A 25,209-nucleotide genomic window follows, 5' to 3' on the forward strand; every position below is an offset into this window, starting at 1 on the left:
GGCACGTGCCACGGAGAATACGTAACCTATTATTCTATCTTAAGTTTGCAGAATTGCACCAGCTTTGAGGCAAGCTCCCCGGCCGCCTCCAACTGCGCTGCCCAGCGTTCAGCGTGTTCCGACAATGCCGGCAGCGCGGCCTCGAACGCCGGCCACGCTTCAGCCACCCCTTGCTCCCGGTTCCAGGCGTGCCAGAAATCGGCGAGGGCAGAGCCCGATCCAGCGTCCAGACCCGCGCCGAAGCGCTCCAGAAAGGCATCCAGCTTCACCAGATGGGCATCCTCGTCCTGGGGGTAAATGTGCCAGACGAAGGGCCGCTCGGCCCACTGGGCCCGCACGAAGGAATCCTCCCCCCGCACGAAGTTCAGGTCGCAAGCCCACAACAGCGCGTCGTAACGGCGCTGTTCGACGAAGGGCAGCACCTGCACCGACAGCGCACCACGGCGCAGCCGCCCGCCCGCCTCCAGGTGCCCGACACCGAAAGCCTTGCCCAGGCTGGCCAGCACCCTACCTTCCGGAACCAGGCAGGTGACGGGATGCTCTGCACGGCTCCAGCAGTCGAGCAAGTCGGCAAGCCCGGCGTTTTCATAGGAAAACAGCGAAACGCACAACTCACCCGGTGTACGCGCCGGGAGCCCGACGGAGGCCCGGAAGCCCTCCTCTGAAAAGGCCGCCCGACGCACCGCGTAATCGGCCTCGCGCAGGACACCACCGGTCCGTCCATCGAAACCCGGGAAGAAAAAGTGTTCCACAAGGGGCAGCCGCGGGTGGGGAGATGGCAGTGCGTGGCAGTCCGCCACCCAGCCCTCGGCGCTGAGGTACTCGAGATTTATCCACACCGGCCTCGGCTGGCGGCGTGCCATGGCCTCGACAAAGACCTCGGGAAGCCGGCAGGCAAAGGCTGCCACCACGACCTGCCCCGGCTCCAGCGCCAAAAATGGCGCTTCCCAGCGACGGATCTCCACGCCATCGACCCGCTGGGAAGCCTGTCCGGCATCCAGCGCGGGCACCAGACGCTCGGCGCTGCGCAGATCGTCCACCCACAGACGCACGGAGATCGCGTGCTCGGCTGCCAGTTGGCGCGCCAACCGCCAGCACACGCCGATGTCACCGAAGTTGTCCACCACGGAGCAGAACAGGTCCCAGTGCGCCGGCGGGGGCAGGGCAGGGCTCGGGCGATGCGAACTCGACGTCAAGTTTGGGGACAAATACGGAAGAAAACCTGCACAGATTGTGCACAAAGCGCTCTTTCAAGGCGAGGCGGAATTTCATCAACAATCGCCACACACGCCCTCCCGTCGCTTGTCGACAGCTTTTTGAATCAATCAAGCCAATGATAAATATGAGTTTTTATGTGTTATCCACAGAAACTTCGAGAGCGTAAACGTAAACATTATTTATATAAATAAAAAAACCAGTAACAAACCTCTGCAAACCTGAAACCGGTTCGCCCACTCTCACCTGCCCACCTGAGCCCGAGGAAACAGCGATGCTATCGATCACCGACCTGCTGGATTTCATCGACCTGGACAGGGAAACCGTCCAGATCGTCAACGACGCGACTCAGCTGCCAGAGGCTGAAGCCACAGCGATGGCCTCGGAGCTTCTGCGAACTCACCGCGGCATCTACCTGCTCCATGAAATGTTCAAGGATCAGATCGCCGAGGCCGCCGCCGCGTACGAAATCTCCCGTGAACGCAGTCTCCGCAAGACCTATGCCTACTTTTCGCGGAAATACCCGATACCCCACATGCAGTGATCGAGCTGTGCACAAACTGTCAGGTTGACCGGGCACAAAATGTGGACAAGCGGCCGATACCGCCAAACTGAAAATTTCGTCCCCAATTTGTCCCGGTCTTCCAGAGCCATCTTTCCAGAGCTTTCTACATATCTCATCTTTTTGATTTAAAAGACGTTTACATTGTTATCCACAGAAAAGTGGGGAACATAGTTAACGTTGTCTTATATATTTAAAGAAAAACAAGAACAACAAACCGTAGTGCAGCTCTTTGGTTTCCCCGGCCAGGGCCGGTCGGCAGACTTGTTTTCAAGTGCTCCCGTGACATCCGACGAAGCAAGGGCTGACGGCGGGCAGCAAGAACCGATACACTGCGCTGCTTACTTCCGGAGCAAGCCTTGTATTTCGAACATCTCGTCGAGATCAACGACCCCGCCGATCCCCTTGCCGAGACCCTGGGCCTCGAACAAGTCTGGACAGGCCTGATGTACCGGGTGCACGAACCGACGGTGTTCCTGCCCGGTCTTGACCGCTGCGTGGTGAGGGAAGAATCGCCGAACCGGGTGAGCCGTGAACTTCACTTCGGCAACGCGCGCATCCTCGACAACGTGACCTTCAGGCACAAGGAGTGGGTGTGCTTCGAATCCGCGGCGACGCCCGAGCATGCAGGAGGGCGCCTGAAGATCAGCCTCGAACAGCCCGACGGTGAACGGCTGTTCCTGCGTTTCACCTACGAAACTACGCTGTCCGAAGGCATGGCGGAGGAAGAAGGCGTCCAGGTGTCCGAGTTCGTCAAATCGGCCTACCGTGCCTCGGACCTGGATACCGTGCGCGTCATCCGCATGATCGCCACCACTGGCCGGCCGCAATAGCGCCCGTCGCAGGGGCAAAACAGATAATCAGGAGAATTCATGAGCATCGACAGACCCGAGATCCGATCCTTTCAGCCGCCTGTGCGAACCCTGATGGGGCCCGGGCCTTCCGATGTGCCGCCGCGGGTGCTGTCGGCGCTGGCCCGGCCCACCGTCGGCCACCTGGATCCGGCTTTCGTCGGGATGATGGATGAGCTCAAGACCCTTCTCCGCTACGCTTTCCAGACCCGCAACGAGCTGACTTTTCCGGTTTCGGGCCCTGGCTCCCTGGGCATGGAGACCTGCTTCGTCAATCTGGTGAGCCCGGGCGACAAGGTCATCGTCTGCGTGAACGGCGTCTTCGGCGGACGGATGGCCGAAAACGTCCGCCGCCTCGGTGGCGTGGCGGTCGTCGTGGAAGACCCGTGGGGGGCGCCGGTTGATCCGGCCAAGGTCGAAGAGGCGTTTGCAGCGAACCCCGACGCGGCACTGCTGGCCTTCGTGCACGCAGAAACCTCCACCGGCGCGCTGTCCGACGCCGCGGCGCTGGCGGCGATCGCCCGGCGCCACGGTGCCCTGACCATCATGGACTGCGTGACGTCCCTCGGCGGTGTGCCGGTTCTGCTGGACGAGTGGGGGATCGATGCGGCCTACTCGGGCAGCCAGAAATGTCTGTCGTGTACCCCTGGCCTGTCCCCGGTGAGTTTTTCGGAGGCTGCAGTGGCGCGCATCAAGGGCCGTCAGGGTGCCTGCCCGAGCTGGTTCCAGGATCTCGGCCTGGTGCTGGGCTACTGGAGCGGCGCGAAGCGCACATACCACCACACGGCGCCGGTGAATCCGCTGTATGGCCTCCACGAATCCCTGGTGATTCTTGCGGAGGAGGGCCTGGAGGCCGCCTGGGCGCGCCACCGGGACAACCATCTGCGCCTGCGCGCCGGCCTGGAAGCGCTGGGGATGCGTTTTGTGGTGAGCGAGGAAGCCCGCCTGCCGCAGCTGAATTCGGTGTGGGTGCCTGAAGGTGTCGATGAAGCGGCGGCGCGGACGCGTCTGCTGCAGGAATTCGGCCTGGAGATCGGTGCCGGCCTCGGGGCCTTGGCTGGCAAGGTGTGGCGGATCGGCCTGATGGGGCATTCGAGCCGCCCGGCCAACGTCGCGCTGTGCCTGTCGGCCCTCGAGACGGTGATCAAGGGCTGAAACCGCCGTATCGGTTTTGCGGGTCGCAGGGCTGGCGTTGCTGCCCTGCGTCAGTCTCCGCCCGGAGGAACCATCGGTGCGCGGGCACCGGACGTTTCCAGCTTGAAGGAATTTCTGCCAGCCCTTGGTCTTCCGCATTGACGCAGAAGATCGAGTGCCTTGCTGCCAGAAAAACCGCTTTTTTTGGCAAGCCTTTGTTTTTTATGGTTAAAAAAGGCTGATGAAGCCGGGACGTCGATCCGCCTGCATCGTTGCGGGGGCCCTGCAGGCAAGGCGAGCCGGCCCGGCTTGAGCTGCTTTCAGCGGGTGGCGGCCTCGATTTCCTTCTGGCGCTGGGCGGCCTGTTCCTGGCTGTCGGCCAGCTGTCGTTCCAGTTGTTCCTTCGTCGCCCGGGCGCCCTCGGCCTCGTGGGCCTTGAGCTTGGCGGCGGTGACAGCTGCGCCGCCGCTGTCGCCGAGGCCGCAGGCCGACAGGGACAAGAGCAGGGCGAGCAGCAAGGCCGTGGGCAGTACGGAAATGCGATGGTGATGGCGCGTCATGGTCTACTCCGTCAGGCTGGTTAACGGGATGGGGCCCGCCAGAGCCTGAGTGAGAGGCTCGGAGGCGGGCCTGCTGGCAATGCAACCTTAGCGCCGTTTGCGTTTCTCGTCAGGTGCCCCCGCGTGGCCGTGCGCTGTGGGGGGATGGGCGAGACGCTTGATCCGGCGGCTTACTTCTTGACGCTTTCCCCGCCACTGACGGTCAGTTCGCCCTTCAGCTTGGCGATGCTCTTTTCGCCGAAACCCTTGACGTTCTTGAGGTCTTCGACGCTCTTGAAGGAGCCGTTCTTGCTGCGGTAATCGATGATCGCCTTGGCCTTGGACGGGCCGATGCCCTTGATGCCGTCCAGGTCACTGGCGGTGGCGGTGTTGAGGTTGACGGCGGCAAAAGCCATGTTGATGCCGAAGAGGCCGAGGGCGAGGAAGGACAGGATGGTCTTCATGGTGTGGGCTCCGCTGGTTGAGTGACGATGTCATTATAGTGTATGTCCATACATGAATGCCAAGGGGGTCGGCAACATTTCGAGAGATTTTTTTTGCGACCAAACGAAGTGTCCGGCGTTAAATGGGCAACGTCTGCCCCGGAGTGCGTCATGAAACGCCTGTTTGCCGTCCTGCTCGCCGCCACCTCCCTCTCAGGTTGCGTGCTTGCGCCCGTCGACCCGGGCCCTTACCCGATGCCGGATGGCCGTTATCCGAATTCCTACCCCGCACCATATCCGGCCCCATATCCCACGCCCTATCCGGGCTACGGCTATCCGGGCTCGGGGACGGTGATCATCCAGCGCGGCTATACGCCGCCGCCGGTCATCATCCAGCGCTCGCCGCCCCCGGTGATCATCCAGCGTCCTCCACCGCCGCGCCACGGTTTCGAACCCGGCCACGAGCAGTGGCGCGAACGCCAGCCCGAGCGCCGGCCGGAGCGGGGCTTCGAGCGTGGGCCGTCCTTCGGCCCGGGGCAGGGCAGTGGCCCGCAGGTGGCGCCGGGCGTTGCGCCGCCGCCGCGCACCCTGGCTCCGCTGGGGCCGGGGGGCGGGATGCCCCCGAACCGTGGCCCGGAGGTCCGTCCCGACAATCGTGGTCCGGAGCGGGGGCCGGGCCGGGAGCTCCAGCGGGGCCCGGACAAGTGGCATGGTTTTGGCACCAACCGCAACCAGTCGGGCGAAACGCGGTAGTAAGCGCGCTCCGGCGTCGTCAAAGCCGGGATAAAACCCGGTGGACTGGGTAGTATTCGGGCGGGCGGCGCCTTTCCGGCCTTGCCCGTCTTGCCCAGCCGGTGCTCTCCATGTCCAGCCACGCCACCTTTGCCACCCACGAACACCGGCTGAGCCTTGCCGAGATTCTCGATGTGCTGGTCGCCGACGGGCTGGTGGCGCGGGCCGACGCCGATGCCCTGCTGGCCGCCCAGCGCCGAAAGGCCGGCGAAGCCCATCCGTTGGTGGTGATCGCCGGCCAGAAGTGGCCTTCGCTCAACCCGCCCCATCGCCTGCTGGGGCTCGAGGAGCTGACCGAATGGCTGGCCGGGCGGGTCGAGCTGGATTATTTGCGTATCGATCCGCTGAAGATCGACTTCGCCGCGGTGACCGGGGTGATGTCGTCGGCCTACGCGACCCGTTTCGGGGTGCTGCCGATCCAGGTGGGCCTGCGCGAGGTGGTGGTGGCCACGACCCAGCCCTTCCTGCGGGAGTGGGAGAAGGAGGTCGCCGGCATCCTGAAAAAGGAAATCCGCCGCGTGGTGGCCAGCCCGGCCGACGTGGCGCGCTACCTGGTCGAGTTCTACAACCTGGCCCGCTCGGTCAAGAAGGCGGCCCAGACGAGCGGCGCCCACGGCATCGGGGCGACGTCCTTCGAGCAGCTGGTGGATCTGGGCCAGGGCAATCGCCAGTTCGACGCCAACGACCGGCACATCGTCAACATCGTCGACTGGCTGTGGCAGTACGCCTTCGAGCAGCGCGCCAGCGACATCCACATCGAGCCGAGGCGCGACATGGGCCTGGTGCGCTTCCGCATCGACGGGCTGCTGCATCAGGTTTACCAGATGCCGATGAGCGTGCTGTCGGCGATGACCAGCCGCATCAAGATCCTCGGCCGGATGGATGTGGTCGAGAAGCGCCGCCCCCAGGACGGCCGCATCAAGACCCGCGTGGCCAGCGGCAAGGAGGTCGAGCTACGGTTGTCCACGCTGCCCACCGCCTTCGGCGAGAAGCTGGTGATGCGCATCTTCGACCCCGAGGTGCTGGTGCGCAACATGGCCGAGCTGGGCTTCTCGGAGCAGGACGAAGCTCGCTGGCATTCGATCGCCGGGCAGCCCAATGGCATCATCCTGGTCACCGGGCCGACCGGTTCGGGCAAGACGACCACGCTTTACTCGACCCTCAAGCAGCTCGCCACCCCCGAGGTGAACGTGTGCACCATCGAAGACCCGATCGAGATGGTCGAGCCGGCCTTCAACCAGATGCAGGTGCACCAGGCCATCGACCTGGGCTTCGCCGAAGGCGTGCGGGCGCTGATGCGGCAGGACCCGGACATCATCATGGTGGGCGAGATCCGCGACCTGCAGACCGCCGAGATGGCGATCCAGGCGGCGCTCACCGGGCACCTGGTGCTGTCCACGCTGCACACCAACGACGCTCCGGCGGCGCTCACCCGGATGCTCGACCTGGGCGTGCCGGCCTATCTGCTTAACGCCACCGTGCTCGGCATCATGGCCCAGCGCCTGGTGCGCATCCTGTGCCCCCATTGCAAGGAGGCCCACCCGCCGACCGCTGATGAGGAGGCGATCTGGGATCACCTTGTAACCCCCTGGAAGGCGCCGCGGCCCAAGGTTTTCCACCGCGCCGTGGGCTGCATCGAGTGCCGCATGACCGGCTACATGGGGCGGATCGGGCTGTACGAGATCCTGCTGATGTCGCCCGAGCTCAAAAAAACGACCAGCGGCCAGATCGACCTGGCCCGGATTCGCGAGCAGGCGATCCGCGAGGGCATGAAGCCGCTGCGCCTGTCGGGGGCCTTGAAGGTGGCCGCCGGCATCACGACCCTGGCGGAAGTGGTGAAGGTCGCCCCGCCCGCCGAGGTGGCCGACTAGCGCCAGGGTCAGGGCTAATGCGGACAGCGCCCGGGCGGTGCTTCGGCTATCCTGCAGCCTCCTGCTGATCGCAAGCCCCTGATTTCCTTCGATGTCCGCATTTCTCCACCAGCTTTCCCTGGCTGCACCGCTGTTCGCGCTGGTTTTTGTCGGCTACGGGCTGATGCGTTTTTCCGGTTGGCCAACGGCGATGTCGGACAACCTGTCGCGCTTCGTCTTCTCGGTGGCGATGCCGGCGATGCTGTTCCGCATGATGAGCGACCTGTCGCGCCTGCCGCCGGTGGATGCGCGCCTGTTGGCGGCTTTTTTCGGCAGCTGCCTGATCGTCTTCGTCCTCGGCCGCCTGCTGGCCTGGAAGTTTTTTGGGCTGGACGGAGCGGGGCAGTCGCTGTTCGGGCTGGGCGGGGTGTTTTCCAACAACGTGCTGCTGGGCATCCCGCTGGCCAAAGTGGCGCTGGGCGAGGCGGCGCTGCCGTCGGTGGCGCTGGTGCTGGTGTTCAACTCGCTCACCCTGTGGACGCTGGTCACCGTGTCGGTGGAATGGGCGCGGCACGGCAGCTTCACCGCCCATGGTTTCGTCAAGACGCTCAAGGCGGTGCTGACGACGCCCATCGTCGCGAGCATCCTGTCGGGTACCCTGTTCGGCCTGTCCGGGCTGCCGGTGCCCGAGCTTATCGACCAGCCGCTGGCGATGGTGGCCACCGCCGCGGCGCCGCTGGCGATGATCGTGCTCGGCATGGGCCTGGCCGAATATGGCATCCGCGAGGGCTGGCAGATCAGCACCGCGATCACCGCGGTCAAGCTGCTGGTGCAGCCGCTGGTGGTGTGGCTGCTGGCCCGGCTGCTCGGGCTGCCACCCCTCGAGACCCAGGTGGTGGTGTTGCTGGCCTCGCTGGCGGTGGGAGCCAACGTGTATCTGATGGCGCGCCACTTCAAGGTGCTCGAAGGCCCGGTGGCGGGCAGCCTGATTTTGTCCACCATGCTGTCGGCGCTCACCACGCCGCTGATCGTCAGCCTGCTGGGCTGACTCCTGAGCGAATCAGCGATGCGCCAGCGCCTCCTGCCCGCTTGCCTTGCCGGATTGCTGCTGCTGGCACCGCTTGAATCCGCCTTTGCCGCGGCGCCGGCCCTGACGATCGAGGATCGCTCCCTGGCCACCCGCGCGGCGCTGGACGCCTTGTTCTCGATGGACGCCCTGGTGCCCGAAGGCGCAGCCCCCACGCCGCCGCCGGGTTTCACGGACGACGCGGACGAGGCGGCGCTGATCGCCTTCCTGGCCCGCCAGAAGCGCCGCGGCGCCAGCCTCGACGCCTATCGCCAGCTGGGCACGCCGCTGCACCACTCGATCCGGGCCGGTATGCACGTCACCGCCCGCTGGCTGCTTGCCAACGGCGCCGATCCCCGCCTGCGGGTGCGCGACGCCGCGGAGGCGCCCACGGGCTTTCCGCCTCCCGATGCGCTGGGGGTGGCCGTGGCCGCGGGTGCCTGGAAGCTGGTCGACACCCTTCTGCACCTGCCCGCCTACGCTGCGCTGTCGCCGCAGGAAAAGGCCCGCGCGATCTGGCCCTACGCCCTCGCTTCCGCCAGCCGGACGGCCGGGCTGTTCGGCCGGCGGGTCGCCTTGCCGTCCTTCGGCAACGATCCCGACTTGGCCGGTGCCCTGTTGCAGCATGCCCTGTGCTCCGGGCAGGCAGCGCTGGCCGGGGCCTTGCTGGCCGGCGACGAAGGCCGGCTGGCGGCGGGTACGTTTGGCCCGTCCGCGGCCGGCTGCCTGCGGATCGAAGGCAGTGTTTCGCCGGACAAGCTCCCGGCACGCCACTGGCAGGACATCGAGCAGCGCCTCGGCCAGCCGGTGCTGCCGTGGCTGGCGATCCAGGCCACCACGCCGGGCCGGGCGGCAGGCCTGCTGGCGGCCGGGCTGCGCAGCCCGTGGGGCGAGCCGGCGGCCCTCCGCCTGTACCTGCGCCATGCGCTGCGGGCGCCGGCGGGCGTTGCGCTGCTGCGGGCGGTGCCGCCCGGCGCCTTGCGGTCTGCGCTCCACGATGACGCGATCCTCGTCGAATGGCTGACGGCCAGCGCCGACTGGCCGCAGGCCGACCTCGACTGGGCCCTCGCCCAGATGGCGCCAGCGCAGCTGGCGGGGAAACTGGAGAGCGTGTTCGAGCGCTGGGGATATTCCCGCCTCGCCGGCCGGGACGCCAGGGATCGCGCCGGTCGTCTGGCCCGCTGGACGGCCCTCACCGACCGTCTCGTCGCGCCCTTGCCGCCGGCCGGCGACGTGGCCTTCCTGTATGTGGTGCCGTCCGAACTCTGGCCGCGTTGGTTCGCGCTGGGCTACCGCCCGGCCGACCGCCATTGGGCCGACTGGCTGAACGGCCTGGAGCCGGCCAACCTGGAACGGGTCTGGCCGCTGATCGCCCGCCACCAGCCCGAGATCGCCCGACGTGCGCCGACATGGTTGGTGGCGCCCCTGTCGGTGGGCCCGATCGAAGATCCCGAGGCCCGGCGCCTGAGTTATCGCGGCCTGTATCACCACGACCCGGATTTTCTCGCCAAGGCGCGCCTCCTCGCCGCCCACGCGGGCCGGGTCGGGCAGCCCCGCTGGCTGGCCGCCGAGTTTGCGCTGGAAAACCCCGCGCCCGGCGTCGCGCTGGCCCTCGCCCAGGGCTGGGTCAAGCCGGCGCCTGCGGCACTGCGCCGCCAGGTGGAGCCGGCCCCGCTGGCCTGCAGCGCCCGGCCTGGCCCCGGGCTGCGCCGGGCGCTGGCCGTGTCCGGGCAGCTGAAGGACGCGGAGGGAGGTGAGTTCGCCATCGACGCCATCCAGCCCGTCGCCCGGCCGGGGGCCGCAGCCTGTGAATGGCTGGCGAGCGGTGGCAGCGGCGGTGGGCGGCAGTACATCGACGACGAGAGCTTCAGCCAGGGCGTGAACCGGCTGACCCCCTGCGCCGACGCCCAGCGTGTTGCCGCGCTGGGGCAGGAGGGCGGCGGCTGGCGGCTGGTCGCTGGCGAGGTGCCGGTCGGCCCGCTGCAGCTCATTCGCCTCGCCGGCGCCGGGCTGGCGGGCTTTGCCGCGCTGGAGGTCGATTACGGCACCTGCGGCCAGCGGGCCATCGAGGTCTTCATCCCCCAATTCAACGCGGACGGCGGCCTGGCGTTCAAGCCCGCCGGCCCCGGCGATGCGCTGTTCGATGCGCTGGCGCTGCAGTGCAGCTTCAGGAACCTGGCGGAGTGCCCGGCGCTGGCTGGGGGCCAGCCGAGCCCGTCCGGCGCGCTGGAGGTGGCCGTCTTTGCCGATCGCCACTGGGCGGCCGGCAAGGCTGCATTTTTCGATGCGCTGGCCCGCCTCGACCGTGAGGCGCTGGCCGAAGCCGAACGCCTGGGGCTGTTTCCCCACTGGCTCGACGAGGCGGTCCGCGGTCTTGCCGCTGCGCCGGGGCTGAGCCTGCCGGAACGCCGCCGCCGGATGGCCTGGTTGCAGGCTCGGCGCAGCCCTCGCCCGGCCTATTCGGCCGACACGGTGGCGAGCCTGGTGCCCTGGCTGCCGGCCGAAGACTGGGGGCCGTTGGTCGAGGCCCTGCGCTGCAGCCGGCCGGATGCCCTCGATGCGGCCCTGGCCCGGGCCCACGAGCTGCAGCGTGCTGATCTGGAGCGCCGCCTGCAGCGTGCCCGGGCGCCGGGCTGCGAGGCCCCGCAGTGAGCGCCCCTTCACCACTCCACCCGTGAGACCCCACCCATGAGCAATCTCCCAGGCCTGAAGCGCTGGCTGCCCGCGTTGGCCCTCGTCGTGCTGTCGTGCACCTGGGGTTACACCTGGGTGATGGTCAAGCAGGCGCTGGAGTACGCCTCGCCGTTTTCGCTGGCGGCCCAGCGGGCGGTGGGCGGCGCGCTGGCGCTGGTGCTGGCGGTGCGCCTTACGGGGCGGTCGATGGCCCTGGTGGCGCCGCGGATGACGCTGCTGCTGGGCTTGATCCAGGTGTCCGGCTTCACGATCCTGCAGACCTCGGCGCTGGTCGAGGGCGGGCCGGGCAAGACCTCGGTGCTGATCTTCACGATGCCGATCTGGACCCTGCTGATGTCGTGGCCGCTGCTCGGTGAGCGCGTCCAGGGCCGCCAGTGGCTGGCGGCGGTCAGCACCCTCGGCGGGCTGCTGCTGATCATCGAGCCGTGGAACATGCAGACCAGCCTGGCCAGCAAGCTGCTCGGCCTGTCGGCGGCGCTGTGCTGGGCGGTCGGGACGATCCTCACCAAGCGCCTGCGCCAGGCCCACCGGGTCGACCTGCTGGTGCTCACCATGTGGCAGATGATCTTCGGCGCGCTGCCGCTCTTGCTGATGATGGAGCTGGCGCCGGGCCGGGCCACCAACTGGACGCCCGATTACCTGCTGATGCTCACCTTTCTGTCGGTCGCCAGCATCGCCCTGTGCTGGTGGCTGTGGGGCTGGATCCTCAACCGCGTGCCGGCCTGGGAGGCCAGCCTGTCGGTGCTCGGCACGCCGGTGGTGGCGATCCTGTCGTCGCGCCTCACGCTGGGCGAGGCCTTCAAGCCGAGCGAGGTGGCCGGCATCGTGCTGATCGGCGGCGGGCTGGCGCTGTTGTCGCTGTTCGGCTGGCTGGCGAGCCGCCGCAGCGGGGCCGGGGGCTGAACTTTCTACCGGCAAAATTATGTCCCCACGCCGCTTGTGGGTTATCGTCGCGCCCGTAACCGAATCATCGCCAAAGGAACCCCCATGAGCAGCCTGCCCAAGTGCCCCCAGTGTTCGTCCGAATTCACCTACGAGGACGGCGACAACTACGTCTGCCCCGAGTGCGCCCACGAGTGGCCCAAGGTGGCGGCGGCTGCGGCCGAGGACGTCAAGGTGATCCGCGATGCGGTCGGCAACGTGCTGCAGGACGGCGACACCGTCACCGTGGTCAAGGACCTGAAGGTGAAGGGTTCGTCGTCGGTGGTGAAGGTCGGCACCAAGGTCAAGAACATCCGCCTCGTCGATGGCGACCACGACATCGACTGCAAGATCGACGGTTTCGGCTCGATGGGGCTGAAGTCCGAGTTCGTCAAGAAGGTCTGAGCCGGCGTAAACTCAAGTCCTCGTCCCCAACCGGAGAAGCCCATGGCCTCTAGCCCCGACAGCATCAGCATGGCCCTGTTCTGCGACTTCGAGAACGTCGCCCTCGGCGTGCGCGACGCCAAGTACGAAAAATTCGACATCAAGCTGGTGCTCGAACGCCTGCTGCTGAAGGGCAGCATCGTGGTCAAGAAAGCCTACTGCGACTGGGATCGCTACAAGGGCTTCAAGGCGGCGATGCACGAGGCCAACTTCGAGCTGATCGAAATCCCCCACGTGCGCCAGTCCGGCAAGAACTCGGCCGACATCCGGCTGGTCGTCGACGCGCTCGACCTCTGCTACACCAAGAGCCACGTGGACACCTTCGTGATCATCAGCGGCGACTCCGACTTTTCGCCGCTGGTCTCCAAGCTGCGCGAAAACGCCAAGCAGGTGATCGGCGTCGGGGTGAAGCAATCCACCTCCGACCTGCTCATCGCCAACTGCGACGAGTTCATCTTCTACGACGACCTGGTGCGCGAGACCCGCCACTCGTCGGCCCGCCCCGAGCCCCGTGAGGCCCAGGCCCCGGCGCCGCGCCGCAGCCCCGAAGAAGAACGCCGCCGCCGCGAGGAGCTCGACAGCCGCCGCACCCGCGCCGTCACGATGGCCGTCGAGACCTGCGACGCGCTGATCGCCGAGCGGGGCGACACCGGCAAGATCTGGGCCTCGATGCTGAAGGACGCCATCAAGCGCCGTCAGCCGGGCTTCAACGAGTCGTACTTCGGCTTCAAGGCCTTCGGCAACCTGCTCGACGAAGCCCAGGCCCGCGGGCTGCTGGAGGTGGGGCGAGACGAGAAGTCCGGCACCTTCGTGACCCGCGCAGGCGGCCAGCTGAAGGCCGAGCCGGTGGCCATCGAGCCGGTTGCCACCGAAGAGCCGTCTGTCGAGGCACTGCCGGCGGAGGGCCGTCGCCCGTCGCGGCGGAACGGTCGCGGTGGGCGCAAGGCCGCCCCGGCCCCCGAACTTGTTGCCGAGGTCCCCACCGAGCCGGTCGTCGAAGCTGCCCCGGCGCCCGAGCCTGAGCCCGAAGCTGAAGCCAAGGCTGAGCCCACCAAGCAGGACAGGCGCCGCAAGGGGCGGCGCTCCGCCAAGGTCGAGGAGACGCCGGCTGCCGACATCGCCGCGCCCGCTGCCGAGCCGGTGTTTGAAGCGCCGCCCGCCGAAGCCCCCGCTGCCGCACCCAAGAAGGCCCGCAGCAGCCGGAAGAAGGCCGACAAGAAGCCGGAAGCGGCCGAGGCTCCCGTTGTGGCGGCCGAGGCGCCTGCCGACGCTGCGCCCAAAAAGCCCCGCAGCCGGCGCACGAAGAAGACCGAAGAGAAGACCGAAGGCTGAACCCGGACGCGCCATCGGGCGCGTCCAACGGACTTTTTTCAGCTTGATCCGGTGGGCGGGTCTAGAAGCTGAGGGTCCGCCAGGCCGGGTCGAGGGTTCGCCCGATGAAGGCCGCAGCGCCCGCGTGGCCGGCCAGGCCGGGGATCAATTCATCCTCGCCCACGCCGTGGCTCGCCAGGGCCGTCGGGCAGACAAACAGCTTTGCGCCAAAGCCGACGGCCTCGCGGCGGAAGTCGGCCACCGACTTGCCGCTGCCCGCAGCGGCCTGCAGGGTTTCGGCGACGCCCCGGCGGAGCAGCTCGACCGAGCGGGCGGTGAAATACATCTCCACCTCCACGTCCATCGCCGCTGCCGCCGCGGCGAAGTAGAAGGGCGTCGCGCAGAGCTCCGGCCGGCCCGGGTCGGCAGCCCACACCAGAATGGCCAGCTTGTCGGCAGGGGGTGCCGGCGCCTCAGAAATCACGGTTGTCCTCGTGGAACAGCGGCGCCGAGAAGTCGGCCAGATCCCGGAAGGCGTAGCGGTCCATGATCTTTTCGATCTCCGGCCGGGCTTCGGGCCACGGCAGCAGCACGCCCGGGGGGATCTCGCCGCTGGGTTGCAGCACCACCAGCCAGGCGCCGAAGGGTTCGCGGTTCATGCGGCGGGCGGAGGGGTCGAGGGCCGGGTTGGCCTCGATCAGCCGCGCCGCGAAGGGCGTCTTGACCGGAAACACCGTCTTGCCGGCCTCCAGCAGGCCGAAGCTACGGCCGGCGTCGCAGTGGGCGCCGACGGGCTTGGGCGTGAACAGCAGGATCTCGCCCGACAGCGCGATACCGAGCTGCGTCACGCCGACGCGGTAGAGGCTATCGCCCGCGGGCACGAACCACAGGTGGCTGTCGGGGTGGTAGAGCAGGGCGTCGGGAAAGTCACAGCCGCGCAGCAGGGCCATCGTGGAGTTGCCGGGATGTGTGTGCCGGAAGCTGGGGTTCCGGAAAGCGTGGCGGAAGAGAATGGGAGTCGAACCCACCAGGGACCGCTTGACGGCCCCTCCTGGTTTTGAAGACCAGTCGCCCCACCGGGGGACGCATCCCTTCCTTTGAAATCAATTCAATTCACCGCCAGATCGCCGCGGATGCGGTGCTGTTCGTCGTGGCCGCGGCCGAGCTTGCGAGTGTAGCCGACCCGGTCGAAGTATTCGAGCACCTGGATCGCCCGTTTACGGCCGAGGCCGGTCTGGTCGCGGAAGGCGGCGGCACGGATGCAGCCGTCGGCCTCCATCAGCTCGGCGGCGATCGCCCCGAGCTGGCGCACTGCGGCGGGGGCGTAGAACAGGTCGCGCACCACCTGGCAGGCTTCGCCGCTGGCGGCGAGCCGCTTGAGGAGTTCGCGGGTGGCGGCTTCGGGCTCGCCGAGGCGCAGCGCAATGTCGCGCACCCAGGGCGGGTCGAAGGGTTTGTCGAGGAGCCACGGCAGCAGCGTGTCGGCGCGGCGGCGGTCGCGGGGGTCGAGCTCGAGGCGGTGGCCGGGCAGGTGCCAGGCGGCGCCGCTGCGGGCCAGGCGGCCTTCGGCGAGCCAGTGCTCCAGCCATTCGGCGAAGGCCGGCGCGGGCAGCAGCGGGGCGATCATGCGGCGCAGGCGGTCGCGCTCGAGGCCGAGCTCGTCGGGGTGTTCGGCGTGGTGGCGGGCGAGGCGCTCTTCGACGCGACGGCCGAGGGCGTCGAGGGCGGCGAGGCCGATCAGCCAGCAGGCCTTGTCGTTGAAACGGGCCGCAGCTTCGGGCAGCAGCGCGAGGAGGGCATCTGGCCGGCGGTTTTCGGCGGCGGCGAGCTGGGCGAGGTCGACGCCCAGGGGCGAGCAGGTGAGCAGGGCCTGCAGGCGCTCCGTCGGGTCGGCGACGGCCAGGGCGGCGAGCACGGCGAGCCGGTCCGGGTGGCGGCGGTGCCGCGGCGGGCCGAAGGGGTCGAGGATGCGGCCGCCGCCGAGGGTATTGCGGCCGTGGGCGTCCCGCAGCACGACGAGGTCGCCGCGGCAGGCGTGCAGCGGTGCGTCGGCGACGAGCTGGGCGAGGCCGTGGCTGCCGGGGGCGAGGCCGGATTTTTCGAGTGCGGCGTCGAGCAGCGCAACGCGGCCGCCGAGCTGGCGGGTGCCGTGGTGGATCTGCACGACGGCGCCATGGGCGAGGGCGCGGGGCGCGTCGGCGGCGAGGGTGAGCGCGATGTCGAGGCGCTGGGCGGGCAGCGGCGTGGATTGGCCGGTGAGCCAGTCGCCGCGGCGGATGTCATCCACCGCCAGCCCGGCGAGGTTGAGGGCGCAGCGCTGGCCGGCCTGGCCGCGGTCGGCCTTGCGGTTCTGCACGTGCAGGCTGCGCACGCGGGCGGCGGGGCCGCTTGGGGCGAGGCGCAGGCTGTCGCCCACCGCGACCTGGCCTGCGTGGACGGTGCCGGCGACGATGGTGCCGGCGCCGGCGAGGGTGAACACGCGGTCGACGGCGAGGCGGAAATCGCCCTCCGCGGCGCGGGCGGGCAGGCTGCGGGCGGCCTCGACGAGGTGGCTGCGCAGGGCGTCGACGCCTGCACCGGTGAGGGCGGACACCGGGAAGATCGGCGCGCCGGCGAGGCAGCCGCCAGCCAGCAGGGCGTGGATCTGTGCGCTCACGTCGGCGAGGCGCTCCGGGCTGGCGCGGTCGGCCTTGGTGAGGGCGACGGCGCCGCGGCGGATGCCGAGCAGATTGAGGATCTGCAGGTGTTCGCGGGTTTGCGGCATCGGGCCGTCGTCGGCGGCGACGATGAGCAGCGCGAAGTCGATGCCGCTGGCGCCGGCGAGCATGGTGGGGACGAATTTCTCGTGGCCGGGCACATCGACGAAGCCGATCACCCGGGCCGGCGAGGCGTCGCCGCCGGGCAGCGGCAGGTAGGCGTAGCCGAGCTCGATGGTGATGCCGCGGCGTTTTTCTTCGGGCAGGCGGTCGGTGTCGATGCCGGTGAGGGCGTGCACCAGGGTCGTCTTGCCGTGGTCGATGTGGCCGGCGGTGCCGATCAGCATGGGGCGAACTCCGCGAGCTGGGCCAGGAAGCGCGCCTCGTCGGCGGGCGGCAGGCAGCGCAGGTCGAGGTGCAGGGCCTTGTCGGCGATGCGCCCGATGACCGGCACCGGTAGGCCGCGCAGGGCGGCTTCGAGCTTGCCGAGCACGCCGCTGCCGCGCCCGACCGGGCGGAACACCAGCCCGGCCGAGGGCAGGCGATCGACGGGCAGGCTGCCGGAGCCGATCTGCGACAGCATGGGTTCTATCGTGACCGTGAGGGGCCAGCCGGCCAGGGCCTGGGCGATGGGGGTGCGCAGGCGCTCGGCCTGGGCGAGCATGGCGTCGCGGGGGCGGGTGAGGAGCTGCAGCGTGGCGAGGCGTTCGGGCAGACGGTCGGGGTCGCGGTAGAGGCGTAGCACGGCCTCGAGGGCGGCGAGGGTGATCTTGCCGACCCGCAGGGCGCGCTTGAGGGGGTTCTTCTTGATCTTGCCGATGAGGTCGGCGCGGCCGACCAGGATGCCGGCCTGGGGGCCGCCGAGCAGCTTGTCGCCGGAGAAGGTGACGAGGTCGGCGCCGTTGGCGATGGCTTCGGCCGGCGTGGGTTCGTGGGGCAGCCCCCAGCGGGCGAGGTCGGTGAGGGTGCCGCTGCCGAGGTCTTCGACAAAGGGCAGGCCGTGGGCGTGGGCGATGCGGGCGAGTTCGGCCTGGTCGACGCTGGCGGTGAAGCCTTCGATGGCGTAGTTGCTGGTGTGTACCTTCATCAACAGGCCGGTGCGCGGGCCGATGGCGGCTTCGAAATCCCGTGCGTGGCTGCGGTTGGTGCAGCCCACTTCGACGAGCCGGGCGCCCGCGCGCTGCATGATGTCGGGCACCCGGAAGGCGCCGCCGATCTCGACCAGCTCGCCCCGCGAGACGATGACCTCCTTGCGCTGGGCGAGGGTGTTGAGGAGCAAAAAGACCGCCGCGGCGTTGTTGTTGACGACGGTGGCGGCTTCGGCGCCGGTGAGCTCCTGCAGCAGTTCATTGACCACGTCGTCCCGATCGCCGCGGCCGCCGCTCTCCACGTCGTATTCGAGGGCGCAGGGCGCGCGGGCGGCTTCGACCATCGCGGCGATGGCTTCTTCGGGCAGCACGGCGCGGCCGAGGTTGGTGTGTAGCACGGTGCCGCTGAGGTTGAAAACGGGCTTGAGCCGCGGCGCGGCGCGGGCGGCGAGGCGGGCTTCGGCGCTGGCGAGCAGGGCGGCGGAGCTGGGCGCCGGCTGGCCGAGGCCTATCGCCTGGCGGGCGTCGGCCAGGGTTTCGCGGAGCACCTGGGTGACCTCGACGCGCCCGTGGCGGTCGACGAGGGCGGGGGCGGCGCCGAGCAGGCGGTCGAGGCTCGGCAGGGCGCGGTAGGCGGGGCTTGCGGGGGCCGGCGAGCTGCTGTCGGACGTGGTGCCATGGACCATGGACGCCATCGTGGGGGATCTCCTGGGTTTTTCGTGGTGGGTGTCGGGCTGGGGCCAGACTTACGGGAGGAACAGGAAGAGGTTGCGGCCGGCGCGGTGGAAGCCGGCCTCGTCGACGAGCATGTCGAGGGCGAGGGTGGCGAGGTCGTCGGCGAAGGCGTCGACGGCGGGGTCGGTTTCCATCGAGACGATCTTGAGGCTGGCCTGGCACTCGGGGCAGGTTTCGGCCTTGACGCCGGGGTGGGCCGGGCCGGCGGCGCCTTCGAGGCCCTGGTAGGCGATGCCGCGGGTGTTCTGGCAGGGCACGCACTTGATGCGGGTGACGTGCCATTCGCAGGCGCACAGGCTGCAGGTGGCGTAGCGCACGCCATGGCCGGCGTCGCCGATGCGCACGATGCTGGCCACCGGCGGTGCGCCACAGGCGGGGCACTGGCCGCCTTCGAAGCCGGCCGGGATGTCGCTGGTGGCGAGCCCGAGGGCGCGGGAGGCCCACAAGACCTGCAGGCTGGCGCCGATGAGCGGGGCGAGGGCGAGTTCGATGGGGTTGGAGAGGTCTTCGTCGCCGCGCAGGATGGCGCGGGCGAGGGCGGCGAGGCGCTCTTGAGGGAAGTCGGGGAGGGCCGCGATGGCGTTCTGGAGACCGGCCGGGGCGTGGGGCACGACGGCGGTGGCGAGGTCGTGGAGCACGCTCGTCCAGTCGGCCGGGAGCTGTGCGCCGTGGGCGTCGAGGGGCGGCATGCCGTGCTGGCGGCAGCGGCGGAGCTGGGCTTCATCCGGCGGGGCGGTGGGGCCGAGGCGGTCGAGCAGGGTTTGCTGGGCGTCGGCGAGGCGGGCCGCGAAGGCGAGGAAGTCGGCCATCGCGTGGCCTTCCGCAAGTTTGCGCAGGCGCTCGGCCCGCCCGGCGAAGACGTGGGGCGAGGGCAGCCGGTTGGGGCTGGCGTCGGGGGCACCCTGGGTGGCGATCTCTTCGGGGCTGAGGAGGGTGGGCATGTTTGCTGGGTTTCCTGTGGGGGCGGGGTTTCGAGGGGCGGACGAATCCGCCCCTCGTGGTGCTTACTTACCGGTCATCTGCTTGTACCAGGCTCGGTGGTGCTGCTTGGCCCAGGCGCGGGTGACGGTGCCGTAGAGCATCGCCCGGATGGTGCCGCGCACCCAGATGGCGGCGTACACATGGACGATGATCGCGGCGATCATCAGCGCGGCGAACACCGCGTGGAGCAGGGCGCCCAGGCGGACCACGCCGATCGGGAAGCTGGCCGAGAAGTAAGCCCGCCAGATCACGATGCCCGACACGAACAACACCAGCATGGCGACGCCGAGGAACCAGAACAGCAGCTTCTGCCCCCCGTTGTACTTGCCCATCTCCGGCATGTTGTGGTCGTCGCCGTTGACCATCTCCTTGGCCCGCTTCACCCATTCCCAGTCGGCCTCGCGCATGCGGTTGAGGCCCTGGAAGCGGAAGAACATCACCACGAAGAACAGCATCATCACGACCCCGATGAAGGGGTGCAGGATGCGCGTCCAGGTGCCGCCGCCGAAGAGCATGGTGAGTGGGAACAGCGCCGGGTGGAACAGGGACAGCCCCGAGAGCGCGAGCAGGATGAAGCAGATGCCCGTGACCCAGTGGTTGGCCCGCTCCGAGGCGGTGTAGCGTTGCAGATCATGCGGATCGCGGATCATTTTTCGCCCTCCAGTTCGCGCTCGACTTCGGCCTCGATCTCCTTGGACACTTCGTTCGGGCCCTTCATCACGTAGTGGAACAGGCCGCCCAGCGCCGCGGCGGCCATGCCGGCCATCGCGAGGGGTTTGGCGACGCTCTTCCAGAGGGTGACGGTGGGCGCGATCGTCGGGTCGGCCGGAAGGCCGCTGTACAGCGCGGGCTTGTCGGCGTGGTTGAGCACGTACATGACGTGGGTGCCACCCACGCCGGCCGGGTCGTAGAGGCCGGCGTTCTTGAAGCCGCGCTCCTTGAGCTCGGTGACGCGCTCCGCGGCGAGCTCCTGCATGTCGACCTTGGAGCCGAAGCTGATGCTGCCGGTCGGGCAGACCTTGACGCACGCCGGCTCGAGCCCGACCGCGACGCGATCGGAGCACAGCGTGCATTTGTAGGCCTTGCTGTCCTTCTGCGAGATGCGCGGGACGTTGAACGGGCAGCCGCTCACGCAGTAGCCGCAGCCGATGCAGTTTTCCTGGTGGAAATCCACGATCCCGTTGGCGTACTTGATGATGGCGCCCGGTGCCGGGCAGGCCTTGAGGCAGCCCGGGTCCTCGCAGTGCATGCAGCCGTCCTTGCGGATCAGCCACTCGAGGCCGCGCTCTTCGGTCTCGACCTCCGCGTAGCGCATCACCGTCCAGCTCTGGTCGGTCATGTCCCGCGGGTTGTCGTAGGTGCCGGCGCAGGTGCCGACCTCGTCACGCAGGTCGTTCCACTGCATGCACGCCACCTGGCAGGCCTTGCAGCCGATGCACTTGGAGACGTCGATGAGTTTGGCGACCTCGAGGGTCTTGCGCGCCTGGGGCGATTCGGTGGTGGTGGCCGAGCGCTTGGCGATGTCCAGTGATTGCAATGCCATGGCGGTCTCCTCAGGCTTTCTCGACGTTGACGAGGAAGGACTTGAACTCCGGCGTCTGGGTGTTCGCGTCTCCGACGAAGGGTGTCAGGGTGTTGGTGATGAAGCCGTTCTTGGCCACACCCTTGAAGCCCCAGTGGAGCGGAATCCCGACGTGGTGCACCGTTTTCCCGTCCACCTGCAGCGGCTTGATGCGCTTGGTGACCACCGCCACCGCCTTGATGTAGCCGCGGTTGGAGCTCACCTTGACCTTGTCGCCGGCCTTGATGCCCTTCTCGGCCGCCAGCGCCTCGCCGATCTCGACGAACTGCTCGGGCTGGGTGATGGCGTTGGACTCGACGTGCTTGGTCCAGTAGTGGAAGTGCTCGGTGAGCCGGTAGGTGGTGGCCGCGTAGGGGAAATCCTTGGCGGTGCCGAAGGCTTCCATGTCGCCCTTGAAGACCCGCGCGGCCGGGTTGGAGATGGCCTTGGGGTTGTTGGGGTGCATGGGGTTGGTGCCGATCGGCGTCTCGAAGGGCTCGTAGTGCTCGGGGAAGGGGCCTTCGTTCATCATGCCGCGGGCAAAGAAACGCGCGACGCCCTCGGGGTTCATGATGAAGGGGCCCATGCCGTCTTCGGGGGCGGAGTCCGCCTTGAAGTCGGGCACGTCGGAGCCCACCCACTTGCTCTGGGCGGCGTCCCACCAGACCTGCTTGCGCTTGGCGTCCCAGGGCTTGCCGGACGGGTCGGCGGCGGCGCGGTTGTAGAGGATGCGCCGGTTGGCCGGCCAGGCGAAGGCCCAGCCGAGGGTCTGGCCGTTGTGCCAGGGGTCGGCGGTGTCGCGCCGCGCCATCATGTTGCCCTTTTCGGTCCAGGCGCCGGAGAAGATCCAGCAACCGCAGGCGGTGCTGCCGTCGTCCTTGAGCTGGGCGAAACCGTCGAGCAGCTCGCCGGCCTTCTTGACGAGCTTGGTCGGGTCCTTGGCGTCGAACTGGTCGGCCAGGGCCTTGCCGTTGTACTCCTTGGCGAGCTCCTCGGGCGAGGGTTCGTGGGGGAGCTTGTAGGCCCAGGCGAGGTTGAGGATGGGGTCGGGGAAGGCACCGCCGTCCTTCTTGTACATCTCGCGCAGGCGCAGGAACAGGCCGGCCATGATCTCGGGGTCGGTCTTGGCCTCGCCCGGCGCGTCGGCGCCCTTCCAGTGCCACTGCAGCCAGCGGCCGGAGTTGACGATCGCGCCGTCTTCTTCGGCGAAGCAGGTGGTCGGCAGGCGGAACACCGTGGTCTGGATCTTGGCCGGGTCCACGTCGTTGAACTCGCCGTGGTTCTGCCAGAACTCGGAGGTTTCGGTGGCCAGCGGGTCCATGATGACGAGGAACTTCAGTTTGGACAGCGCCGCGCTCACCTTGGCCTTGTTGGGGAAGGAGTTGAGCGGGTTGAAGCCCTGGGCGAAATAGCCGGTCATCTTGCCCTGGTGCATCAGCTCGAAAACCTGCAGCACGTCGTAGGTTTTATCGAGCTTTGGCAGGTAGTCGAAGGCCCAGTTGTTGTCCTTGGTGGCGGCGGCGCCGTACCAGGCCTTCATCAGGCTGACGTGGAACTTGCCGTAGTTCTGCCAGTACGACAGCTGCCCCGGCCGCATGGGCTTGGGCGCGCGCTTGGCGATGTAGGCGTCGTAGTCGGTCTCCTTCTCGCCGGGCAGCGTCATGTAGCCGGGCAGCAGGTTGGACAGCAGCCCGAGGTCGGTGAGGCCCTGGATGTTGGAGTGGCCGCGCAGGGCATTCACGCCGCCGCCGGCGCGCCCGATGTTGCCGAGCAGCAGCTGCACCATCGCCGCGGTGCGGATGATCTGCGAGCCGGTGCTGTGCTGGGTCCAGCCGAGGGCGTAGAGGATGGTCATCACCCGGTCGGGGGTGTGCGTCGAGGCGAGCATCTCGGCTACCTGCAGGAACTTGTCCCTGGGCGTGCCGCAGATCTTCTCGACCATCTCGGGCGTATAGCGGGCGAAGTGGGCCTTCAGCAGGTTCCAGACGCAGCGGGGGTTTTCGAGGGTCGGGTCGGTTTTAACGTAACCGTCCTCACCCGTCTGGTATTCCCAGCCGGCCTTGTCGTACTTGCGCTTTTCGGCGTCGTAGCCCGAGAAGAAGCCATCGGCGAAGGCGAATTCATCCTTCACGAGGTAGCTCATGTCGGTGTAGGACTTGATGTAGTCCATGTGCACCTTGTTGCCGGCGATCAGGTAGTTGATCACCCCGCCCAGGAAGGCGATGTCGGTGCCGGTGCGGATGGGCGCGTAGAGGTCGGCCAGCGCGGCAGAGCGCGTGAAGCGCGGGTCGACGACAATCAGCCGGGCCTTGTTTTTCGCCTTTGCTTCGGTCACCCATTTGAAGCCACAGGGATGGGCTTCGGCAGCGTTGCCGCCCATGATCAGCACCACGTCCGCATTCTTGATGTCGGACCAGTGGTTGGTCATGGCGCCGCGGCCGTACGTCGGGGCAAGACTTGCCACCGTCGGGCCGTGTCAGACACGCGCTTGGTTGTCGAAAGCGAGCATTCCCAGGCTGCGCACCACCTTGTGGGTGATGTAGCCTGCTTCGTTGCTGGAGGCGGAGGCGGCGAGGAAGCCGGTGGTGAGCCAGCGGTTCACCGTCACGCCGTCGGCGTTCTTGGCGATGAAGTTGGCGTCGCGGTCTTCCTTGACCAGCTTGGCGATGCGGGTGAAGGCCTCGTCCCAGCTGATGCGCTTCCATTCCTTGGTGCCGGGTTCGCGCACTTCCGGGTACTTGAGCCGGTTCTTGCTATGCACGAAGTCGAGCAGACCGGCGCCCTTCGGGCACAGGCTGCCGCGGTTGACCGGGTGGTCCGGGTCGCCCTCGATGTGGAAGATCTCGGCGTGGGCGTTCTTGGCCTTGTCGCCCAGGCTATACATGATGATGCCGCACCCGACCGAACAATACGGGCAGGTGTTGCGGGTTTCGGTGCTGCGGGCGAGCTTGAAAGTGCGGACCTCGGCCAGCGCGGCGGTGGGCGAGAAGCCCATCGCGACGAGACTCGATCCGGTCAAGCCCCCGGCGGCCACCTTGAAGAACTGGCGCCGTGAGAGTTGCATGTTTCGTCTTCCTCCTCCGGTTGTTGTGACAAACGTGCGTAGGTGAGCCTTGCAAGCCTCGCGCCAGCCTTGCGCGCCTTCCAAAACAGTGGTTTGGCGGCGCTGCCGGGTGTTTTTTCGGGACATTTTGTCCATCTCGACGACAGAATGTCCATCTGCGGTGCAGCAAGCTCCCTCGCCAGGCGGGGAGGCCCTGCCGCGCCTGTTCACTCCGACCCCTTCCGTCGTTATAGTCCGCTTCGCGGTCTGTGCACCGCTTGAGTCTTTTCCATTAAGCCGGGGCCGCTCTCCCTCGTCCCGGCGGCTGGTGTCGCGCTGCGACGCCGTTTTGAGGAGTAGTCGATGACTTCCGTGCCCACTTCGAGGCGCGCGCTGCTGCGTGCCTGCGCCCGCCTTTCCGCCGTCTCCGCCCTTGCCGCCATCGGTGCCCTGCCCCTCGCCGCCCAGGCCGAGGAGGTGCTGCGGGTGTCGGCGATCCCCGACGAGGCGCCCACCGAGCTGCAGCGCAAGTTCGCCCCGCTCGGCGCCTACCTGGAAGCCGAGACCGGGATGAAGGTCAGCTTTGTGCCGGTCACCGACTACGCGGCGGTGGTCGAGGCGCTGGCGACGCGCAAGATCGACATGGCCTGGCTGGGCGGCTTCACCTTCGTGCAGGCCAGCCTCCGCACCAAGGGCACCGCGGTGCCGCTGGTGCAGCGGGCCGAGGACGCGAAGTTCACCTCGAAGTTCATCACCGCCAGCGAGGGCATCAAGGGCTTTGCCGACCTGAAGGGCAAGACCTTCGCCTTCGGCGCGCCGTCGTCGACGTCGGGCCACCTGATGCCGCGCTACTTCCTCGGCCAGGAAGGCATCAACCCCGACAAGGATTTCAAGAACACCGCCTTCTCGGGCGCCCACGACGCCACCGTGGCCTTCGTGCAGGCCGGCAAGGTGGACGCCGGGGTGCTCAACGCCTCGGTGTGGGACAAGCTGGTCGAGCAGAAGAAGGTGGATACCGCCAAGGTTCGCGTCCTTGCCACCACGCCGCCCTACTTCGACTACAACTGGACGGTGCGCGGCGACCTCGACCCGAAGATCCAGGCCAGGCTGCGCGACGCCTTCCTGAAGCTCGACGCGGCCAACCCGGCCCACAAGGAGATCATGGCGCTGCAGCGGGCCAGCAAGTTCATCCCGACCAAGGCCGAGAACTACAAGGGCATCGAGTCGGCGGCCCACGCGGCGGGCTTGCTGAGGTAAGGGGGGCGGCGGCCGGGGCGGAGTGT

22 protein-coding genes and 1 tRNA gene are annotated in these 25,209 nt (G+C 68.1%); 11 read left to right on the forward strand and 12 right to left on the reverse strand.

Annotation, left to right across the window (positions count from 1 at the left end; genetic code table 11):
* Positions 1-29: 29 nt before the first annotated feature.
* Positions 30-1,241, reverse strand: a complete 1,212-nt coding sequence (gene earP, locus ZRA01_RS06710; RefSeq protein WP_371859286.1) for an elongation factor P maturation arginine rhamnosyltransferase EarP — start codon at positions 1,239-1,241, stop codon at positions 30-32.
* A gap of 248 nt (positions 1,242-1,489) precedes the next feature.
* Between earP and ZRA01_RS06715 the strand changes: the two genes are divergently transcribed.
* From ZRA01_RS06715 to ZRA01_RS06725, 3 genes are all read left to right on the forward strand, one after another.
* Positions 1,490-1,759 carry a hypothetical protein gene (locus ZRA01_RS06715; RefSeq protein WP_141350540.1) on the forward strand — a complete coding sequence of 90 codons (270 nt, stop codon included), beginning with the start codon at positions 1,490-1,492 and terminating at the stop codon, positions 1,757-1,759.
* Between the two features lie 377 nt (positions 1,760-2,136).
* Positions 2,137-2,610, forward strand: a complete 474-nt coding sequence (locus ZRA01_RS06720) for an SRPBCC family protein (protein WP_141350543.1) — start codon at positions 2,137-2,139, stop codon at positions 2,608-2,610.
* Between the two features lie 39 nt (positions 2,611-2,649).
* On the forward strand, positions 2,650-3,783 hold the full coding sequence (locus ZRA01_RS06725; RefSeq protein ID WP_141350546.1) for a pyridoxal-phosphate-dependent aminotransferase family protein: 1,134 nt from the start codon (positions 2,650-2,652) through the stop codon (positions 3,781-3,783).
* 299 nt (positions 3,784-4,082) lie between these two features.
* Here ZRA01_RS06725 and ZRA01_RS06730 read toward each other — a convergent pair whose 3' ends face one another.
* Positions 4,083-4,322, reverse strand: a complete 240-nt coding sequence (locus ZRA01_RS06730; protein WP_141350549.1) for a hypothetical protein — start codon at positions 4,320-4,322, stop codon at positions 4,083-4,085.
* 170 nt (positions 4,323-4,492) lie between these two features.
* The gene (locus tag ZRA01_RS06735; RefSeq protein ID WP_141350552.1) at positions 4,493-4,765 is read right to left on the reverse strand and encodes a ComEA family DNA-binding protein; all 273 of its coding nucleotides are present in this window, start codon (positions 4,763-4,765) and stop codon (positions 4,493-4,495) included.
* A gap of 150 nt (positions 4,766-4,915) precedes the next feature.
* Here ZRA01_RS06735 and ZRA01_RS06740 point away from each other — a divergent pair, with 150 nt between their 5' ends.
* The 7 genes from ZRA01_RS06740 (at position 4,916) to ZRA01_RS06770 (ending at position 13,843) form a co-directional block, all read left to right on the forward strand.
* Complete coding sequence (locus tag ZRA01_RS06740; protein WP_141350555.1) at positions 4,916-5,497, forward strand: hypothetical protein; 582 nt, start codon at positions 4,916-4,918, stop codon at positions 5,495-5,497.
* Between the two features lie 110 nt (positions 5,498-5,607).
* Entirely contained in the window at positions 5,608-7,407 is a 1,800-nt protein-coding gene (gene tfpB / locus ZRA01_RS06745; RefSeq protein ID WP_141350558.1) for a type IV pilus assembly ATPase TfpB, read from the forward strand.
* 91 nt (positions 7,408-7,498) lie between these two features.
* A complete protein-coding gene (locus ZRA01_RS06750; RefSeq protein WP_141350561.1) occupies positions 7,499-8,434 on the forward strand; it encodes an AEC family transporter in 936 nt (311 codons plus the stop codon).
* 18 nt (positions 8,435-8,452) lie between these two features.
* Positions 8,453-11,104 carry an ankyrin repeat domain-containing protein gene (locus ZRA01_RS06755; RefSeq protein WP_141350564.1) on the forward strand — a complete coding sequence of 884 codons (2,652 nt, stop codon included), beginning with the start codon at positions 8,453-8,455 and terminating at the stop codon, positions 11,102-11,104.
* 36 nt (positions 11,105-11,140) lie between these two features.
* Positions 11,141-12,049: a DMT family transporter gene (locus tag ZRA01_RS06760; RefSeq protein WP_141350567.1), complete on the forward strand. Its 909-nt coding sequence runs from the start codon at positions 11,141-11,143 to the stop codon at positions 12,047-12,049.
* A gap of 84 nt (positions 12,050-12,133) precedes the next feature.
* Positions 12,134-12,472: a zinc ribbon domain-containing protein YjdM gene (locus tag ZRA01_RS06765; RefSeq protein ID WP_141350570.1), complete on the forward strand. Its 339-nt coding sequence runs from the start codon at positions 12,134-12,136 to the stop codon at positions 12,470-12,472.
* 42 nt (positions 12,473-12,514) lie between these two features.
* Positions 12,515-13,843: an NYN domain-containing protein gene (locus ZRA01_RS06770; RefSeq protein ID WP_141350573.1), complete on the forward strand. Its 1,329-nt coding sequence runs from the start codon at positions 12,515-12,517 to the stop codon at positions 13,841-13,843.
* Between the two features lie 61 nt (positions 13,844-13,904).
* On the opposite strand, the gene ZRA01_RS06775 is transcribed toward ZRA01_RS06770, so the two are convergent.
* The 9 genes from ZRA01_RS06775 to fdnG all read right to left on the reverse strand — a co-directional run bounded on the left by ZRA01_RS06775 (position 13,905) and on the right by fdnG (position 23,947).
* The gene (locus ZRA01_RS06775; RefSeq protein ID WP_218028667.1) at positions 13,905-14,306 is read right to left on the reverse strand and encodes a DsrE family protein; all 402 of its coding nucleotides are present in this window, start codon (positions 14,304-14,306) and stop codon (positions 13,905-13,907) included.
* A complete protein-coding gene (locus ZRA01_RS06780; RefSeq protein ID WP_141350576.1) occupies positions 14,296-14,772 on the reverse strand; it encodes a glycine cleavage system protein H in 477 nt (158 codons plus the stop codon). The genes ZRA01_RS06775 and ZRA01_RS06780 overlap by 11 nt, the downstream gene beginning before the upstream one ends.
* A 49-nt stretch (positions 14,773-14,821) precedes the next feature.
* Positions 14,822-14,918 (reverse strand) — tRNA-Sec (locus ZRA01_RS06785).
* A 12-nt stretch (positions 14,919-14,930) separates the two neighbouring features.
* The gene (gene selB / locus ZRA01_RS06790) at positions 14,931-16,865 is read right to left on the reverse strand and encodes a selenocysteine-specific translation elongation factor (protein ID WP_141350579.1); all 1,935 of its coding nucleotides are present in this window, start codon (positions 16,863-16,865) and stop codon (positions 14,931-14,933) included.
* On the reverse strand, positions 16,859-18,301 hold the full coding sequence (selA, locus tag ZRA01_RS06795) for an L-seryl-tRNA(Sec) selenium transferase (protein ID WP_170182914.1): 1,443 nt from the start codon (positions 18,299-18,301) through the stop codon (positions 16,859-16,861). Before selA ends, selB begins: the two co-directional genes overlap by 7 nt.
* Positions 18,302-18,352: 51 nt before the next feature.
* Entirely contained in the window at positions 18,353-19,282 is a 930-nt protein-coding gene (gene fdhE, locus ZRA01_RS06800) for a formate dehydrogenase accessory protein FdhE (protein WP_141350582.1), read from the reverse strand.
* 63 nt (positions 19,283-19,345) lie between these two features.
* On the reverse strand, positions 19,346-19,972 hold the full coding sequence (locus tag ZRA01_RS06805; protein WP_141350585.1) for a formate dehydrogenase subunit gamma: 627 nt from the start codon (positions 19,970-19,972) through the stop codon (positions 19,346-19,348).
* The gene (gene fdxH / locus ZRA01_RS06810; protein ID WP_141350588.1) at positions 19,969-20,865 is read right to left on the reverse strand and encodes a formate dehydrogenase subunit beta; all 897 of its coding nucleotides are present in this window, start codon (positions 20,863-20,865) and stop codon (positions 19,969-19,971) included. The genes ZRA01_RS06805 and fdxH overlap by 4 nt, the downstream gene beginning before the upstream one ends.
* A gap of 10 nt (positions 20,866-20,875) precedes the next feature.
* The gene (gene fdnG, locus ZRA01_RS06815) at positions 20,876-23,947 is read right to left on the reverse strand and encodes a formate dehydrogenase-N subunit alpha (protein ID WP_141350591.1); all 3,072 of its coding nucleotides are present in this window, start codon (positions 23,945-23,947) and stop codon (positions 20,876-20,878) included.
* Between the two features lie 342 nt (positions 23,948-24,289).
* Between fdnG and ZRA01_RS06820 the strand changes: the two genes are divergently transcribed.
* A complete protein-coding gene (locus tag ZRA01_RS06820; RefSeq protein ID WP_141350595.1) occupies positions 24,290-25,183 on the forward strand; it encodes a putative selenate ABC transporter substrate-binding protein in 894 nt (297 codons plus the stop codon).
* Positions 25,184-25,209: the final 26 nt, after the last annotated feature.

The organism is Zoogloea ramigera (assembly GCF_006539865.1).
GTDB classification, from domain to species: domain Bacteria; phylum Pseudomonadota; class Gammaproteobacteria; order Burkholderiales; family Rhodocyclaceae; genus Zoogloea; species Zoogloea ramigera.